The organism is Actinoplanes sp. NPDC049599 (assembly GCF_044465625.1).
Lineage (GTDB): Bacteria > Actinomycetota > Actinomycetes > Mycobacteriales > Micromonosporaceae > Actinoplanes.
The window spans coordinates 138,943-155,720 of record NZ_JBITLX010000007.1; the positions used below are offsets into that span (position 1 = coordinate 138,943).

12 protein-coding genes and 1 pseudogene are annotated in these 16,778 nt (G+C 72.8%); 5 read left to right on the plus strand and 8 right to left on the minus strand.

Features of this window, described 5'->3' with window-relative positions:
• Positions 1–84 precede the first annotated feature (84 nt).
• Entirely contained in the window at positions 85–1,284 is a 1,200-nt protein-coding gene (locus ACIBQZ_RS15540) for a glycosyltransferase family 4 protein (protein ID WP_396089272.1), read from the plus strand.
• Here the strand turns inward: ACIBQZ_RS15540 and ACIBQZ_RS15545 are convergent.
• Both ACIBQZ_RS15545 and ACIBQZ_RS15550 read right to left on the minus strand, forming a co-directional pair.
• Positions 1,269–1,430, minus strand: coding sequence for a hypothetical protein (locus ACIBQZ_RS15545; RefSeq protein ID WP_396089273.1), 162 nt, complete (start codon positions 1,428–1,430; stop codon positions 1,269–1,271). The genes ACIBQZ_RS15540 and ACIBQZ_RS15545 overlap by 16 nt on opposite strands.
• A 63-nt stretch (positions 1,431–1,493) precedes the next feature.
• A pseudogene (locus ACIBQZ_RS15550) lies at positions 1,494–3,008 on the minus strand (hypothetical protein); the annotation flags it as partial.
• Positions 3,009–3,076: 68 nt separating this feature from the next.
• On the opposite strand from ACIBQZ_RS15550, the gene ACIBQZ_RS15555 reads away from it, so the two are divergent.
• Together ACIBQZ_RS15555 and ACIBQZ_RS15560 are read left to right on the plus strand one after the other, a co-directional pair.
• The gene (locus ACIBQZ_RS15555) at positions 3,077–4,291 is read left to right on the plus strand and encodes a polysaccharide biosynthesis protein (protein ID WP_396089274.1); all 1,215 of its coding nucleotides are present in this window, start codon (positions 3,077–3,079) and stop codon (positions 4,289–4,291) included.
• An 18-nt stretch (positions 4,292–4,309) separates the two neighbouring features.
• A complete protein-coding gene (locus ACIBQZ_RS15560) occupies positions 4,310–6,790 on the plus strand; it encodes a DUF5005 domain-containing protein (protein ID WP_396089275.1) in 2,481 nt (826 codons plus the stop codon).
• Between the two features lie 9 nt (positions 6,791–6,799).
• On the opposite strand, the gene ACIBQZ_RS15565 is transcribed toward ACIBQZ_RS15560, so the two are convergent.
• The gene (locus ACIBQZ_RS15565) at positions 6,800–7,441 is read right to left on the minus strand and encodes a hypothetical protein (protein WP_396089276.1); all 642 of its coding nucleotides are present in this window, start codon (positions 7,439–7,441) and stop codon (positions 6,800–6,802) included.
• A gap of 1,384 nt (positions 7,442–8,825) precedes the next feature.
• Between ACIBQZ_RS15565 and ACIBQZ_RS15570 the strand changes: the two genes are divergently transcribed.
• Complete coding sequence (locus tag ACIBQZ_RS15570; RefSeq protein ID WP_396089277.1) at positions 8,826–10,433, plus strand: ATP-binding protein; 1,608 nt, start codon at positions 8,826–8,828, stop codon at positions 10,431–10,433.
• Positions 10,434–10,475: 42 nt separating this feature from the next.
• Here the strand turns inward: ACIBQZ_RS15570 and ACIBQZ_RS15575 are convergent, their stop codons facing one another.
• Both ACIBQZ_RS15575 and htpG read right to left on the minus strand, forming a co-directional pair.
• Positions 10,476–11,198 carry a VOC family protein gene (locus ACIBQZ_RS15575; protein ID WP_396089278.1) on the minus strand — a complete coding sequence of 241 codons (723 nt, stop codon included), beginning with the start codon at positions 11,196–11,198 and terminating at the stop codon, positions 10,476–10,478.
• A gap of 460 nt (positions 11,199–11,658) precedes the next feature.
• Complete coding sequence (gene htpG, locus ACIBQZ_RS15580; RefSeq protein WP_396089279.1) at positions 11,659–13,506, minus strand: molecular chaperone HtpG; 1,848 nt, start codon at positions 13,504–13,506, stop codon at positions 11,659–11,661.
• 239 nt (positions 13,507–13,745) lie between these two features.
• Here htpG and ACIBQZ_RS15585 point away from each other — a divergent pair, with 239 nt between their 5' ends.
• Positions 13,746–15,104, plus strand: coding sequence for a ferric reductase-like transmembrane domain-containing protein (locus ACIBQZ_RS15585; RefSeq protein WP_396089280.1), 1,359 nt, complete (start codon positions 13,746–13,748; stop codon positions 15,102–15,104).
• Here ACIBQZ_RS15585 and ACIBQZ_RS15590 read toward each other — a convergent pair whose 3' ends face one another.
• The 3 genes from ACIBQZ_RS15590 to ACIBQZ_RS15600 all read right to left on the minus strand — a co-directional run bounded on the left by ACIBQZ_RS15590 (position 15,105) and on the right by ACIBQZ_RS15600 (position 16,737).
• Entirely contained in the window at positions 15,105–15,530 is a 426-nt protein-coding gene (locus ACIBQZ_RS15590; protein ID WP_396089281.1) for an ASCH domain-containing protein, read from the minus strand. It lies immediately after the preceding gene.
• 202 nt (positions 15,531–15,732) lie between these two features.
• Positions 15,733–15,933 carry a hypothetical protein gene (locus ACIBQZ_RS15595; protein WP_396089282.1) on the minus strand — a complete coding sequence of 67 codons (201 nt, stop codon included), beginning with the start codon at positions 15,931–15,933 and terminating at the stop codon, positions 15,733–15,735.
• Positions 15,934–16,125: 192 nt separating this feature from the next.
• Positions 16,126–16,737: a TetR/AcrR family transcriptional regulator gene (locus ACIBQZ_RS15600; RefSeq protein WP_396089283.1), complete on the minus strand. Its 612-nt coding sequence runs from the start codon at positions 16,735–16,737 to the stop codon at positions 16,126–16,128.
• Positions 16,738–16,778 lie beyond the last annotated feature (41 nt).

The window sequence follows — 16,778 nt, forward strand, 5'->3', positions numbered from 1 at the left end:
TGCTCCTGTTCGACCATTGCGGAGTCCCCGGGGGACCCCATAGTGTGACGCGACCGCGAATGCTACTCGCGAGTAGGGGTGATTGTGGACACACCGGCAGGCGTCTTCGGACACGTACTCTTCCTCAATTGGCGCGACACCCGGAACCCGCACGGGGGCGGCTCCGAGGTGTACGTGGAACGGATCGCCGGTGAGCTGGTCCGCCACGGCCACCGGGTCACGCTGTTCTGCGCGGCGCACGCCGAGGGCCCGGCCGAGGAGGTCACCGCGCACGGCGTCCGGGTCCTGCGCCGAGGTGGCCGGCACACGGTATACCTGCGCGCGGCGCTGGCGTACCTGGCCGGATGGCTGGGCTTCGGCCCGCTGAGCCGGCGCCACGGCGGCCGGCCGTCGGTGATCGTCGACGTCGGCAACGGCCTGCCGTTCCTGTCCCCGCTCTGGGCCCGCTGCCCGGTCATCGCGCTCGTGCACCACGTGCACCGCGAGCAGTGGCCGGTGGTGCTGACCCCGCGGCTGGCCCGGATCGGCTGGTGGATCGAGTCGGAGCTGGCGCCCCGGGTGTACCGCCGCTGCCGCTATGTCACGGTCTCCGGCGCCACCCGCGACGAGCTCGCGGTGCTCGGCGTCGACCCGGAACGGGTCAGCATCATCCACAACGGCACTCCGGACATGGCGACCGGCCCGGTGGCCCGCACCCCGGAGCCCTCGATCGTCGTGCTGGGCCGGCTGGTCCCGCACAAGCAGGTCGAGGTGGCGCTGCACGCGGTCGCCACGCTGCGCGGCGAGCTGCCCGGGCTGTCCCTGGTGATCGCCGGTCAGGGCTGGTGGGAGACCGAGCTGCGCGAGCACGCCGCCCGGCTGGGCATCGCCGAGCGCGTCCGGTTCGCCGGTTTCGTCACCGATGAGGAAAAGCGCACGCTGATGAGCGAGGCCTGGGTGGCGCTGACGCCGTCGCTCAAGGAGGGCTGGGGCCTGACCATCGTGGAGGCGGGCGCGGCCGGCACCCCGACCGTGGCCTTCCGCGGCGCCGGCGGGGTCGAGGAGTCGCTGGTGGACCAGCGGACCGGCCTGCTCGCCGACGACCAGGACGACTTCACCGCGAAGGTGCGGCTGTTGCTGACCGATGACACCCTCCGGCTGGCGATGGGCGCCGCGGCTCGAGCGCACGCGGCGCAGTTCACCTGGCCCGCGGCGGGTGAGAAGTTCGCGGCCCTCATCACGAGGGCCGCGAACCGGACGGCGGCCGGAGAACCGCCGGTGAAACAGAACTACCTGGTGCCGTAGACGCCCGGAGCGGCATCGGTGCCCTTGACGGAGTCGGCCGCCTCGGACGATGACCCGGTCAGCGTGGACGCCAGCGCCACCGAGCCGAGCACACCGAGGGCCAGAGCGACCATCCCGGCGAGAACCAGCGGGAGAGCTTTGCGCATCTTTCGACTTCCTTCTCGTGAGCGACGTGCGCGGCACGTTACCACCTAGTAACTTGTTTGCGAAGACCTGTTCTCGTACAGCTGGAGGTCGGCGCCGGCATGCACCAGCTGGAAGCCGGACAGCGCCGCCGGTGGGACCGGGTCGCCGCCGATCACCCGCTGCACGACCACCCAGCGCACACCCAGCTCGGCGAGCGGCCGGCCGGCCGCGAGGGCCTGCCGGACGGCCTCGGCCCGGCGGTCCTCGCCGCGCACCACCCGGTCGCCGACGATCAGGCGATCGTCGACCAGCACGTCCGCGTCCACGTAGCGGGGCAGCGGATCGAGCACGGTCCGGCCGGCGTTCCACGGGTAGGTGCGGTAGGCGGCGAACGGCAGCGAGACCACCGGTCCCGGCTCCCGGCCGATCCGCGCGGCGACCACGGCGAAGTCCGCCGGGTAGGACACCGGCCGCAGCCGGCCGAACGCGCCGCCCGCCAGGTCCGGCAGCAGCACGACCGGCAGCAGCAGGGCGCCGATCAGCAGGGGGCGGCGGGCCAGCCGTTCGGCGCCGAGCGCCGCGCCGAGGGAGAGCAGCAACGCGTACGGGACGAGGAACTTCTGCCCGTCGCGCAGCACCCCGGCGCCCGGCACGTGGGCCACCAGCCACTCCAGCCCACCCGCGACGCCGGGCAGCACCGCGAGCACGGCCAGCAGGAAACCGGCCACGGCCAGCACCGCCAGCCGGATGGCCAGCTCGGGCCGGCGGCGGCGCAGCAGCGGCCAGCCGTACGCGGCCAGCGCGAGCAGCAGCAGCGTGCCGACCGCGGCCAGCGGCGAGGAGCGGCTGGGCAGGGTGGCCTGGGCGTTCCAGATGCCGCCGGTGCCGGCGAGCGCGCCCAGCGGACCCGTCCAGTCCGTGCCCCGGGCCGCGAACGCCGCCACGCCGGCCGGGTCGCTGCGGCCGTCCGCCCCGGTCAGCAGCCCGGCGATCACCCAGGGCGCGTTGAGCAGCGCGACTCCCCCGACGGCGCCCGCCGACCAGGCCGGCCGGCCCGCCGGCGCCAGCACCATGACGGTGACCAGCGCGAGCAGCCCGCCCGTGGGCGTCACCGCCGCCAGCGCCGCGAAACCCAGCACGCCGAGCAGCGCGCGCCGGTCGCCGTCGCGCAGGCGCAGGGCCGCGGCGATCAGCCAGGGCAGCGCCGCGTACGCCAGCAGCAGCCCCCACTGCCCGATCAGCAACCGCTCGGCCAGGTACGGCGTCCAGGCGTAGCCGACCGCGGCGATCGGCCGGGTGAGCGTCCGCTCGGCGGGCACCAGCCGGCCGGCGCCGAACGCGGCCAGCAGCAGGACCGCCGCCAGCACCACCCGCTGCACCAGCCAGCCGGGCGCGACCGTGGCGGTCAGCGAGACCAGCGCGTCCAGCGGCACCGCGCGCGGCAGGGTCACGGCCGGCCAGATCAACTCGGCGCGCAGCGGCTGGTGCGGCACGAAGACCATGTCGTACGCGAGCACGTACCCTGGCGCGGCCAGCGGCGCCAGCACGGCCAGCAGCACGGCGAGCGCGGTGCACGGCAGGGCCAGCCGGTCCCGCACGCTTACCTCCTCGACGATCCGACCGTGACACGGCGCCACCTTACGCAACAACCGGACAGGACGGCAGCATGACCAGGCGAGACGGCATCGGCGCGGCGGGGATCGCGGTCACCGCGGCGGGGGTGCTGGCGAATCTGCTCGCGTACGTCGTGCCGGTGCTCGGCGCCCGGCAGCTGACCGCCGCCGATCTCAGCGCGCTGGCCACCCTGCTGGCGATGACCGCGATCGCCGGGGTGGCCAGCACCGGCCTGCAGATCGCGGTGGCCGTGCACCGGGCCCGGTTCGGCCCGTCGCCGGCCACCCGCTCCGCGGTGCTGACGGTGGCGGTGACCGCCGGCGCGCTGCTGGCGGCGCTGCCGGTCGCGGTGCTGGTGCTGCGGCTGCCCGCGCTGGCGACGGTGCTCGCGGGCGTGTCCACGATCGGCGTGGTGGCGGCCGGGCGCTGGCTCGGCGAGATGCAGGGTGACCAGCGGTTCCTGCCGCTGGCCGCGGGCCTGGCGATCCTGGCCGGCGGCCGGTACGGCGGGGTGGTCGCCGGGCTGGCCCTGGGCGCCGGGCTCACCGGCTCGCTGCTGATCGGCGCGGCCACCGCGATCCTGGTGCTGCCGGTGCTGCACGTGCTGGCCCGCCGCCCCGGGGTGCTGCCGGTCGGCTCCCCGCTGACGGCCAAGGCCGTGCTGACCGCCGGTACGGCCACCCTCGCGATGCTCGTGGTCTCCTACGCCGACCTGCTGCTGGCCCGCCGGTTCCTGCCGTTCGACGCCTCCGGGGCGTACGCGGTGGGCACCGTGCTGACCAAGGGCGCGCTCTGGGCCCCGCAGGTGGTCACCGTGCTGGCGCTGCCCCGGCTGGCCCAGGGCAACACCCGCACGCTGCGCCTCGCCCTGCTGCTGGTGGGCGCGAGCGGGGCGGTGCTGACCGCGGCCGCGGCGGCCGGCGGCGGGCTGGCCTTCCGGCTGGCCGGCGGCCCGGACTACGCCTCCCTGGGCCGCTACGCCCCGGTCTTCGCCGCCACCGGCGCCCTCTACGGCCTGGTGTTCGTGCTGGTGAACGCCCAGGTCGCGGCGGGTGCGCGGTGGCCGTCGGGTCCGCTGTGGATCGTCACGGCCGGCTTCGTGGCGGCCGCCTGGCTGGTGCTGCCGCACACCCTGGCCGGCATCGCTTTCGGCGCGCTCGGCGCCGCCACGGCCGCCCTGGCCGCCACCACTGTCCTGGTTGGACTCCGGATGCGCCGGGCCGTTACCGAGCGGCAACCGGAGCGTGGAACACTGTCGATCGGATAGCCAAGGACGGGGGTCTTCGTGGTGCCGGCTCTGTCGCGATGGCTGCTGTGCTGCTGGGCCGTGCTGCTGTTGCTCGCCGCCACCGCCGCCGCCGGCCCGTCGGCCGCCCCCGCCGCCTCCATCGGGATCGCCGCCGACGCGCTGACCAGCATGTTCCGCTCGTACGGCGCCACCTCCGGGCAGTGGCTCGGCGCCGACCGGACGGCCTCGGTGCGGCTGCCCGACGGCCGGGTGCTGTGGCTGTTCTCGGACACGTTCCTGGGCCGCCCGGCCGCGGACGGCTCCCGCCCGGCGTCCGCGCCGCTGGTGCACAACTCGGCGATCATCCAGGCCGGCCGGACGCTGGGCGCCACCGTGTACGGCGGCACCCCGTCCGCGCCGCGCTCGCTGATCCCGACCGAGCAGGACGACGAGTTCCACTGGGTCGGCGACGCGTCGGTCTCCGGCGGCGGCGTCCAGGTGCTGGTCAACCGGTACGGCCGCACCGGCGACGGCCCGCTCGACCACAAGCTGCGCGGCACCGCGCTGGCCGTCTTCGACCTGCCCGGGCTGCGCGCCGAGCGGGTCGAGGCGCTGCCGCTGGGCGACCGCGTCTCCTGGGGCTCCGAGGTGCTGCCCGACGGCGACCACACCTACGTGTACGGCACCGAGGGGGTGGACGGCATGAAGTTCGCGCACGTCGCCCGGGTGGCCGGCACCGACCTGCGGGAGCCGTGGGAGTTCTGGACCGGGTCCGGCTGGTCGCCGCGCGAGGCCGAGTCCGCCCGCCTGCTCAGCGGCGTCGGCACCAACTACGGCGTGCGCCGGGTGCACGGGCAGTACGTGCTGGTCACCCACGAGAACAACCTGATGTTCAGCGCCGACTTCGTGGCGTACACCGCGAGCTCGCCGACCGGGCCGTTCGGCGGGCCGCGCTACCTGTTCCGGGCGCCCGAGACCGCCGCCGGGCACATCGTCTACGACGCCGACCTGCACCCCGACCTGGCCCGGGCGGGCAAGCTGCTGGTGTCGTACAACGTCAACAACCTGGACGACAAGGTCGCGTACTCGGACGCCAACATCTACCGGCCCCGCTTCGTGGAGGTCGACTGGCCGCCGCGCGCGCGGTCGCGCAAGGCGCCCGCGCCGCCGGCCGGGCTCACCGCCGCCGCGGCGGGCGCGGGCAACGCCGGCCTGGCCTGGCAGCCGCCGCCGGGCGACGGCCTGACCTACCGGGTCTACCGCCGGGACACCACCGCCGGGCAGAGCCACTTCGTCCGGCTGCCCGGCGACGGCCCCGGCGCGGCCCGCGAATTCCGGTCCGACTTCCTGACGAACGGCCACGTGTACGAGTTCGCCGTGACCGCGGTCAACAAGCACGGCGAGAGCGACCTGTCGAACGTGGCGACGATGACCGCCACCGTGCCGCCGCCCCCGGCGCCGGTGAGCGTCCGCGCCGAGACCGCGCCCACCGGCAAGGTGACGGTGCGTTGGAGCGGCGTGCCGTTCGTCCAGCTCTTCAAGGTCTTCCACCGCGACGTGACCGGCGGCGAGGAACGGCCCACCCCCGCGGGCACCTTCCCCGGCACCAGCGCAACCGTCGGGCCGCTGCGCGACGGCCGCAGCTACGACATGACCGTGGTGGCGGTGGGTGGCGGCGGCGAGAGCAAGCCGTCCACGCCGGCCCGGCTCACCGTCGAGGTGGCGCCGCCCGCCGCGCCCCGCTCGGCGCCGACCGCGACCGCCCGCCCGGACGGCTCGGTCGAGCTGGCCTGGCCCCAGGTCGCGCCGGGCCTGGCCTACCAGGTGCACAGCCGGGACGTCACCGCCGGCGAGACCCGGCTGGGCCACCCGGCGATCACCACCGGCACCACCTACCGGGCCCGCGGCCTCAAGCACAACCACGAGTACGAGTTCGCCGTCGCGGCGGTCAACGACGGCGGCGCGGGCCGGCTCTCCCCGCCGGTCCGCGTCCGCGCCGAGGTCGCCGCCCCGGACGCCGCCCCGACCGACCTGCGCGTCACGACCGAGGACAACAAGGTCGAGCTGCGCTGGCAGTCGCAGGCCACCTGGCACTGGCTGTTCCGCCGCGACGTGACCGCCGGCGAACGCGACTTCAAGCGCGACGACATCCCGATCGAGGGCACCCGGACCACCGTGCAGGGCCTGCGCGACGGCCACGAGTACGAGATCCGGGTCGCCGCCTTCACCCCCGGCGGCGTGGGCCCGCAGTCCGAACCTCTGACGGTGACAACGGCCTCCGCCGCCCCGGTGAACGTCCGGGCCGTGGCCACCGGGGCGGGCGCGGTCCGCGTCACCTGGCGCGAGACCAAACCTGGCCTGAGCTACCGCATCGACCTCCGCGACGCGACCGCCGGCGAGTCCTGGCAAACAGACCCGTACCCGGTCACGGGCAACCGCTTCGACAAGGAACTGCTGACGGCGGGCCACCGCTACGAGTTCCGCATCCTGACGACCGACGGCGAGACCTCCGCGACGGCCGCGGTCACCGTCCGGTAGCCGGCGGCCTCAGAACCAGCTCCGCGGGTGGACGAGCCGCCACAGCCGCCCCCGCCAGCGGGCCCGGCGCGGGTGCAGGAAGAGCCCGATGTCGTCCAGCGCGTCGCCGGCGGTCCCCCTGACGTGCGGCCTGGCCCGCGCGGCGCGCAGCGCACCGACCACCCGGCCCTCGTCGAGCCGGCGGCGGACCCGGGCCAGGTGCCCGAGGCAGGTGGCGGCGAGCGCCTGCACCTGATGGTCCGGGTGATCGAGCAGAGCCAGGTAGAGCTCCTGCGCCTCCCGCCAGTCGCCCTCGCCGTGCAGGGCGCACCCCACCATGGCATCCAGCGCGGCGTCGAGGTCACCGCGCCCGAAAGCCGCCCGCACCTCACCCGGCGTCGCCGGCGGCGGGTTACGGAAGGTGTGATGGCTGTGGCTCATGACCCCATCATCACCGGAGCATGAGCTTGCCGCTGCGGCGGATGAGCCGCTGGGTGGCCGCGTCCACGTCCAGGCCGCGGAGTTCAGGAAGGTGTTCTGCGCGCCGCGCCGCTTGCGCTCGCCCTCGATGTGCGGCTGCAGGCAGTCCCAGGTCTTCAGCAGGCGGTGGTGTGTCTGCACGGCGATGAACTCACCGTCCGCGATGCCGTACAGCGAGGTGTAGCTGAGCACCTGGTAGTAGGTGCCGATCTCGATCGCGCGGCCGCGGGCTCGTGCTGAGCGAGTTCCTCCCAGACCGCGAGCTCCTTGCGCACGAAGCCGGGGCTGCGGTGCGGCGTGAGCACCTCGAACACACCGGCATGTGGTTCATGTTCTGGATCACCCGGATCGCGGCGAGATTGAACGGGTCCTGTTCCGACATCTCGACTTCGCCATTTCTGGATCAGGTCCCCCGTTATCCGGCCCGTTGCCGGGTTCATCCGGTATGCGGGAGTGACCTTTGGAGGTTGAGGGGTTCATCTCAGGAGGAAAGGGGCGGGATTGGTGGACCTTGTAGCGGTGTGGTTCAGCTGGGAGTCTTTTGCATGGCTGTTGTGATGATCGATCGCCATCCCCCGGACGGGCGACACGCTTCTGCCGCGCCGAACGGCCGCGCCAAGCATTGCCGGAGGCCTGCCCACCGCCGAACCCGCAGCACCGGCCCACACATTGAGCAGGATTCTCACATCGCAGAACTCCTAAGGGAACAAAGAGCGTAAAAGACACGAAGCGAGCAGCGAATTGTCGATCTTGTGGACTTAAGGTTCGGAGCTCACACCACATCAACAAGAACGAAATCCTGCGCGTCGGTGGCGGTCGGCGCGCGGCCCACGTCACTCCGGCGGGCTATTGCCATCGCCCGATACACCAACCACGCAAAAGACTCCTGGAACGTTCTAGCTCATCAAGATCCGCGGGAAGGCTGCCGCTGAGGCTGCGACGGCACTGAATGGCGACAGTCGACCGCACCCGTGCTTTCCAAGATCTGTGAGGCGGTCGGTGGCTGCCCCTCGGTGCGGGCGCCACATGTGTCGGCCGCTGCGGGTGCCCGAGAGCTGGTTGCGAGCGACATCAACACGCCAACCCGGCTCGGCGCGGGAAATTCAGGGCTCCGATGCCTCTGCACTGAACCACCTGCGTCCAGCGTGATGCCCGCTGTGAACCGCCCACCGGGGCGTCTTCGGGCCGCCGTGCGGTGCGCGGATCGCCGTTTCCCGGTCCCGGACCAGAGGCAAGCCCAGCGCCGGATCGCCACCTCCACCCCCCGGCAGCGCGGGCCCGCAGTCCGAGCCCCTGACGGTGACAACGGCCTCCGCCGCCCCGGTGGACGTCCGGGCCGTGGCCACCGGGACGGGCACGGTCCGCGTCACCTGACGCGAGACCAAACCCGGCCTGAGCGACCGCATCGACCTCCGCGACGCGACCGAACCTTGGGGGGTGACCGATCACCTCATATCGCCATAGACCGTCAGATCGGGCGCTACGCTGAGGGTTGTTCGCCCCAGACCCCGGCGGCATGACCGCCCACCGTCGCGTTGTGTGACGCGTCGGCAGGCAGGATTCCGGGGGGGTAGCCATGGCAGACGGCGGCAGGGCAGCGAGCTCCGACCCGATGGCCGCGGTGATGGCATGGTCGATGGACGCGGTCGTGACCAAGACCCGGCAAGGCATGATCACCGGGTGGAATTCCGTCGCGGTCGAGATCTACGGCTATCAACCCGCTGAGATCATCGGCCGCGACTCGGCGATGTTGCTCCCGGCCGGATGGGCGAGTGAGGAAGCCGACCTGCTGCGCAGGGCCAGTTCCGGTGAGCCGATCCCGGCGCACAGCACGAACCGGGTCCGCAAGGACGGCACCATCATCACCGTCTGGCTGGCCATGGCCCCGATCAGGGACGACGCCGGCGCCGTCATCGGCGTGGCATCGACCTCGCGGCTCCTGCCGACGAACACGGCGACCGTCGCCGGGGACCACGTGCCGCAGGAGGACCGCGAGCGGCTGCGCGCGCAGATGGAACAGGCACAACGGCTGGAAGGGCTCGGGCAGCTCGCCGGTGGGGTGGCGCACGACTTCAACAACCTCATCGCGGTCATCCTCAACTACGCCGAGTTCGTGGGCGAGCAGATCGACACGGCCGAGGACTACAGCGCCGGGCCGCAGTGGAAGGCCGTCTCCGCGGATGTCGGGCAGATCCGCCGGGCCGCGGAACGCGCCGCCGGGCTGACCCGCCAGCTCCTGTCGTTCGCCCGCCGGGAAGTGATCCAACCGCAGGTCGTCAGCGTCAACGAGCTGGTGGAGAACATGGCCAGCATGCTGCGCCGTACGCTCGGCGCCGACCTGGACCTGATCACCGACCTGGCTGAGGAGCTGCCGGCGGTGCTGCTCGATCCGGGCCAGTTCGAGCAGGTGATCCTCAACCTGGCCGTCAACGCGCGGGACGCGATGCCCGACGGCGGCAGCCTGGCCATCACCACCGAACACTTCCAGGTGGACCGGGCGTACGCCGCCGAGTGGTCGTCGGTCCTGCCCGGCGACTACGTGCGCGTCACCGTCGTCGACACCGGCACCGGCATGCCCGCCGAGGTGATCAAGCACGCCTTCGAGCCGTTCTTCACCACCAAGAGCAAGGGCGAGGGCAGCGGACTGGGCCTGGCCACCGTCTACGGAGCCATCACCCAGGCCGAGGGACACGTGCGCATCCAGTCCGCACCCGGCCGGGGCACCACGTTCACCATCCTGCTGCCGGTCACCACCCAGACAGCGGCGGCGGCCACGCAGCCACCACCGGAAGCCGCGACCCCTCATGGGCTCACCACCCTGGTCGTCGAGGACGAGGACGCCCTTCGGGAAGTGACCCGGCGGCTGCTCGCCCGGCAGGGTTACACGGTGATCACCGCGGCCAACGGTGCCGAGGCCATCGCCGCCGCCACCAGCTACCAGGGCACCATCGACCTGCTCATCACCGACGTGATCATGCCGCAGATGCTCGGCAAGGAAGCAGCCGAGAAGATCCGTCACCTCCGGCCCGGCATCCGCGTGCTCTACATGTCCGGCTACGCCCAGCCCATCCTGGCCTCCCAGGGCCGCCTCGACCCGGGCGTCGCCCTCCTCGACAAACCCTTCACCGAACGCGACCTGCTCGCCAAGGTCAGCAGCGTCCTGTCACCCGTTTCCCCCGGGTAGGCGGTCATCCCCGGGCCGCACCCGATGGGTCCCGGCGGGCCGCTACCGGCGGGTCAGCAGGCAGAACTCGTTGCCGTCGGGGTCGGCCAGCTCCACCCGGCCCGGCTCGTCCACGCCGTCGGCCAGGCGCGTTGCTCCGGCCGACAGCAACCGCTGCACCTCGGCCGCCGGATCGGTGCCCTCCGGGATCGTCAGGTCGAAGTGCAGGCGGTTCCGGCCCGCCTTCGGCCGGTCCGGTGGGCCGCCCCAGGTGATCTTCGGGCCGCCGTGCGGTGACCGGATCGCGGTCTCCTGGTCCTGGTCCCAGACCAGCGGCCAGGCCAGCGCCGCGCTCCAGAAGAGCCCCACCTCCCGGGAGCCGTCGCTCGACAGCGCCCCGATGAAGCCGCAGTCGGCGAGGAAGTTGTTGCCCGGCTCGATCACGCAGAACTCGTTGCCGTCGGGGTCGGCGAGCACCACGTGCTCGTCCTCCGGGAGCTGGCCGACGTCGATGTGCCGCGCGCCGAGCCCGAGCGCGCGGGCCACCGTCTCCTTCTGCTCCTCCAGCGAGGCGCTGGTCAGGTCGAAGTGGATGCGGTTGGGCACGGTCTTCGGCCCGGCGCCCGGCAGGAAGCGGAGACGGAACCCGGTGTCGTCGGCGGGCAGCAGCGCGACGGCGCCGTGCGGCTCGCCGGCCGTTGCCCAGCCCAGGACCCCGGACCAGAAGCCGGCGAGCTGCCGCGGGTCGCTCGCGGCGAAACAGAGGGCGAACAGCTGACTTGTCATGTCCCGGCATCTCCACCCGCTGGCTGGCTGCTGTCGCCCGGAAGCCTAGGGCCGTCCCGGCGTCGCCCGCAGCCGATAATTGGCGGCGGTCAGCCCGGCGGTCCACCGCTGGCTTCCCGGAGAGACCGCCGGGCCCGCGCACGATCGGCGACCCGGCCGGCTTCGCCCGCGAGCTGGCCGGCCTCGTCACCGCGCTGCATGACCTGGACACCGGCGGCCGGGCGTGGGACGGGGTCTCCCGCGGCGGCCCGCCGGCCGGTCGGGACGACGAGGTCCAGCGGGCTCTCGCCGAGAGCGCCCACCTGGTCGACACCGACCGGCTCGCTCGGATCTGGGCGCGCTGCCGCGACGCCGGGACGGCGCCGGCCGACGTCTGGATCCACGCCGACCTCAGGCCCCGCCCGCGACGCCCTGGCCGCGGTGCTGCGCTGACCGCCCGTGGGCGGTCAGCGCAGCACCGTCAGACGGTACGGGCCAGCCGGTCGGCCAGCAGCTTGGCGAAGCGGGCCGGGTCGGCCAGGTCGCCGCCCTCGGCCAGCAGCGCGGTGCCGTACAGCAGCTCCGCCGTCTCCGGCAGGTTCGGGTCGTCGGCGCGCTGCTCGTGCGCCGCGCGCAGGCCGCTGACCAGCGGATGGTCCGGGTTCAGCTCGAGGATCCGCTTGACCGGCGGCACGTCCTGGCCCATCGCCCGGTACATCTTCTCCAGCGTCGGGGTGATGTCGTCCTTGTCGCTGACCAGGCAGGCCGGCGAGGTGGTCAGCCGGGTGGAGAGGCGGACCTCCTTCACCTCGCCGGTGAGCGTCTCGCCCAGCCAGGTCAGCAGCGCGGCGTACTCGCCGGACTTCTCCGCCGAGGCCGGCTCCTCGGTCAGGTCCACCGAGCCACGGGCGATCGACTGGAGCTTCTTGCCCTCGTACTCCGGGACCGCGTCGACCCAGATCTCGTCCACCGGGTCGGTGAGCAGCAGGACCTCGTACCCCTTGGCCTTGAAGGCCTCCATGTGCGGCGAGTTCTCCACCTGCGCCCGGGTCTCCCCGGTCATGTAGAAGATCTCGTCCTGGCCCGCGGGCATCCGCTCGACGTAGGCCGCCAGGGTGGTCGGCTCGGCGCCGGCGGTGGAGGCGAACGACGCCACGTCCAGGATCGCCTTGTGGTCGTCGGGGTCGCCGAGCAGGCCCTCCTTGATCGCCCGGCCGAACTCGCGCCACAGGGTCGCGTACTTCTCCGGCTCCTTGGCCTGCAGGTCCTTGATCGTGCTGAGCACCTTGCGGGCCAGCCGGCGGCGGATCAGCTGGATGTGCCGGTCCTGCTGGAGGATCTCCCTGCTGATGTTCAGCGACAGGTCGGCGGCGTCCACCACGCCCTTGACGAAGCGCAGGTAGTCGGGCATCAGCTCGCGGCTGTCGTCCATGATGAAGACGCGCTTGACGTAGAGCTGGATGCCGCGGCGGCCGTCGCGCTGGAACAGGTCGTGCGGGGCGCGCGACGGGATGAACAGCAGCGCCTCGTACTCGAAGGTGCCCTCGGCCCGCATCTGGATGGTCTCCAGCGGGTCCGACCAGTCGTGGCTGATGTGCCGGTAGAACTCCGTGTACTCCTCGGCCTTGACCTCGGAGCGCGGGCGCGCCCACAGCGCCTTCATCGAGTTGAGAGTGGCCGGCTCGCCCTCGGCGGAGACCAGACGGATGGGGAACGCGATGAAGTCGGAGTACTTCTTGACGATCTCCTTGATCTTCCACTCGTCGGCGTAGTCGAAGAGCGCGTCCTCCTCATCCTTCGGGCGCAGGTGCACGGTGACCGCGGTGCCCTGCGGCGCGTCCGCCACCGGCTCGATCGTGTACGTGCCCTCGCCGTCGGACTGCCAGCGCGTACCCTCGCTCTCGCCCGCCTTGCGGGTCACCAGGGTGACCTTGTCGGCGACCATGAACGTCGAGTAGAAACCGACGCCGAACTGGCCGATCAGCTCGGCCGACTCCTTGCTCTCCTTGAGCCGGCTGAGCATCTCGGCGGTGCCGGACTTGGCGATCGTGCCGATCAGCGCGACCACCTCGTCGCGTGACATGCCGATGCCGTTGTCGCGGACGGTCAGCGTGCGGGCCTCGGCCTCCGCGACGATGTCGATGTGCAGGTCGGAGGTGTCGGCCTCCAGCTCGCCCTGGAGCACGGCGAGACGCAGCTTGTCCAGGGCGTCGGACGCGTTCGAGATCAGCTCCCGCAGGAAGATGTCCTTGTTCGAATAGATCGAATGGACCATCAGCTGCAGCAGCTGGCGCGCCTCGGCTTGGAACTCCAGCGTCTCCGTGGTCATGACACCCCTCCGTGCTGTGTACGGCTTCTCCGCAGCGATCGTATGACCTCACCGTGACCGGCCCGCCACTGGTGTCACCCTGGCCACCCGCACCGGGCGTGCGTCGGATTTCCGGCGCACGCTTTCCGTTCCAGGGTCGCTGTGCTGAACTGTCGTCGCCCGCTCGCTGTACACCGTGGTGCTGAACCGGATCGCCGCCGTGGACGTGTGTGCGGCAGGCCCGCGAACAGGAGAGATCGATGACGGCTGCGAATGAACGGCTGCACCGGGCGCCGGCGCGCGCCGGCCTCCCCCCGGCCCGGCTGGCCCGGCTGGTGCTGTGGGCCGTCGTGGGGCTCAACCTGCTGATCATCGAGACGGTGTTCCTGACCGCCGAGCCGGCCAAGAACCCGATCCTCGGCTTCGGCAAGTGGCTGGGGCTGCACCTGGCCTTCGTGATGATCCTGCAGCTCACCCTGATCGCCCGGCTGCCCTGGCTGGACCGGCGGATCGGCATGGACCGGCTCACCTCGTGGCACCGGTGGACCGGCTTCACCCTGTTCTGGCTGGTCCTGCTGCACCCGACGGTCATCCTGCTGGGCTACGCCAGCGAGTACAACAGCACCCCGCTGACCGAGTTCAACAACCTGAAGGGCCAGCTGCCGGTCCTGCTGGGCATGCTGGCCGCCGGCATCCTGCTCATCGCGGCGGGCCTGTCGGTACGCGCGGCCCGCCGCCGGCTGTCCTACGAGGCCTGGCACGCGGTGCACCTGCTGCTCTACGTGACCATCGTGTTCGCGCTGATCCACCAGCTCTTCGAGGTCTCCACGTTCACGTCGTCACCGCCGGCGCGGGTGTACTGGTGGGCGCTGTGGGCCTTCGCGCTCGGCGCGCTGATCATCGGCCGGATCGTCACGCCGCTCTGGCGCAACGCCCGCCACCAGTTCCGGGTCGCGGCGGTGGTCCCCGAGGCCGACAACGTCGTGTCGGTCTACGTGACCGGCAAGCACATGGACAAGCTGCCGGCCCGCGCGGGCCAGTTCATGATCTGGCGGTTCCTGGGCCACGGCCGCTGGTGGGAGGCGAACCCGTTCTCGCTGTCGGCCGCGCCGGACGGCCGCACCCTGCGGCTGACCGCGAAGGCGGTGGGCACGACCAGCGCCCGGCTGCGCACGGTCCCGGTCGGCACCCGGGTCTTCGCCGAGGGCCCGTACGGCGCGTTCACCGCGCTCAACCGCACCCGGGAGGCGACCCTGCTGATCGCCGGCGGCGTGGGCATCACGCCGATCCGGGCCCTGCTGGAGGAGGCGACCGGCCCGACGACGGTGCTGTACCGCGCGCACCGCACCGAGGACGCCGTGCTGCTGGGCGAGCTGCGCAACCTGGCCCAGTCCCGCGGCGCGGTGCTGCACCTGCTGACCGGCCGCACCGGCGCGGGCAACCCGCCGAACAACCCGTTCGCCCCGGAGAACCTGGCAGCGCTGGTCCCCGACATCACCGACCGCGACGTCTACGTCTGCGGCCCGGCGGCGATGACCGACGCGGTGCTGCGCAGCGTGCGCGCGCTGAAGGTGCCGGCCGCGCAGATCCACTCCGAGCGCTTCGCGCTGGCGAGCTGACTACCCGGCGTCCACGAGCGGGACCACGCGGAAGCGCTCGGCGACCATCAGGGTGTCGTCGTTGACGGTGAAGGCCGGGTCGCCCAGCTCGGCGCGGGCCTCGGGGCTGTGCCAGAAGTCCTCGTGGCCGGCCCGCCACTCGGCCACCGACGCGTAGCCCTCGCCCTCGTCGATCGCGTGCCGCAGGTCGACGTCGCCGAGCCGGACGACCCGTACCTCGGTGGTCTCGATGACCGCGACCGGCCGACCGGCCGAGTCGAGGACCGCCGACCGCTCACCCACCCGGGGCAGCGGCTCGTCGTCGCGCTCGTAGTCGGCGAGCAGGCTGGAGGTCGAGGTCTTCGTGCCCGCGAGGATCGCCGCGACCAGCTGGTCGCGCAGCGGGCCGGGGAAGGCGAAGAGGGCCGGTGCGCCGTCGATGTGCATGCGCGCATCGTAGGGACCGGGTGCCGCGGCTGCCGCCCGATACGATGCCGGGCGTGCCACCCGTCGGGCCATCGGCGGGGCCGTCGCCGCGGCCTCGGCCCCGGCGCCCGAGGAGTGGTTCGAGCAATCGCGCGCACGTCCGGCGACGGCTACCTCCGGCAGCGCGTCGAGCTCCAGGGGGACTGAGCCGCGGCGGACCGGGTCAGCAGCCCGGGCCCGCGGCGCGGCCCCGGACGATCCGGTACGCGGAGATGTCGCCCCGCACCCACGGCTCGAGCTGCCTGACCGTGGTGGGCAGCGTGTCGTGCTGGGCCACGTAGCCGGCGATCGCCTGGTCGACGGTGCGGCACGACGCCTTGCTCGCGACGGTGGTGGCGGTCGCCGTGATGCCGTCGGTGTTCAACGCTGCGTAAGAGACACCAGCGATACTCACGGTGATAGCCGCTGCCATGGCGACTTCGCTCAGATGCACGGTTATCTCCTGCTCACTACGTCGGCGGCCCGCCGACGCCAGCCACTCTAGGCGAGATTACCCGCCGTAGCCAAACGGCCGTTTGGCCCGCGACGAGGGCCGGACGGTCAACGCAGCGTGAGATCAGTCGGCGAGCGCGGCGCGGAGCAGCCCGCGGATCGCGGCGGTCAGGTCCGCCCGGCTCTCCGGGGTGCCGGGCGGGGGCGCGGCCAGCGAGCCGGCGCCGGCCAGGCGGTCGAACAGCAGGCCGTCCACCGCGGCGACGAGGTGGCTGCCGCGCCGCTCGGCGTCCGGCGCGCCGGCGGCGGCCAGCAGCACCCGGGCCTGGGTGCGCATGGCCACCCCGTACGCCAGGATCGGCCGCAGCTCGGGGTGGTGGGTGGCCTCGAGCAGGCAGGCGTAGCGGGCCAGGGTGCGGGCGCGGCCGGCGGTCAGCCAGTCGTCCAGCAGCCCGGCGAAGCCGACGCTGAGCTGCTCGAGATCCGGTGGCGCGCCGACCGGCCCGGTGGGCACGCCGCGGGCGGCCAGGTCCGCGGTGTCCAGGTCGGCGAGCCGCCGCACCACGGCCTCGACCAGCGCCTTGCGGGTCCGCAGGTACGCCGAGGCGGTGCCGGCCGGCAGCCCGGCGCGCGCGTCGACGGCCCGGTGGGTGAGCCCCCGCATGCCCAGCTCGGCGATCAGCGCGATCGCCGCGTCCGTGAGAGCGGCGAAGCGCTCCGGTGAGGTGGTGACCACGACTGCGTAGTATGGCGTTCTACAGATGTAGAAGGGTGGCG

What these genes read in the sequence shown, in the direction of transcription:
- ACIBQZ_RS15590 (WP_396089281.1), bottom strand. Translation starts at nt 15,530, where the DNA reads ATGCACATCGACGGCGCACCGGCCCTCTTCGCCTTCCCCGGCCCGCTG.
- ACIBQZ_RS15575 (WP_396089278.1), bottom strand. Translation starts at nt 11,198, where the DNA reads ATGACAAGTCAGCTGTTCGCCCTCTGTTTCGCCGCGAGCGACCCGCGG.
- htpG (WP_396089279.1), bottom strand. Translation starts at nt 13,506, where the DNA reads ATGACCACGGAGACGCTGGAGTTCCAAGCCGAGGCGCGCCAGCTGCTG.
- ACIBQZ_RS15570 (WP_396089277.1), top strand. Translation starts at nt 8,826, where the DNA reads ATGGCAGACGGCGGCAGGGCAGCGAGCTCCGACCCGATGGCCGCGGTG.
- ACIBQZ_RS15585 (WP_396089280.1), top strand. Translation starts at nt 13,746, where the DNA reads ATGACGGCTGCGAATGAACGGCTGCACCGGGCGCCGGCGCGCGCCGGC.
- ACIBQZ_RS15555 (WP_396089274.1), top strand. Translation starts at nt 3,077, where the DNA reads ATGACCAGGCGAGACGGCATCGGCGCGGCGGGGATCGCGGTCACCGCG.
- ACIBQZ_RS15545 (WP_396089273.1), bottom strand. Translation starts at nt 1,430, where the DNA reads ATGCGCAAAGCTCTCCCGCTGGTTCTCGCCGGGATGGTCGCTCTGGCC.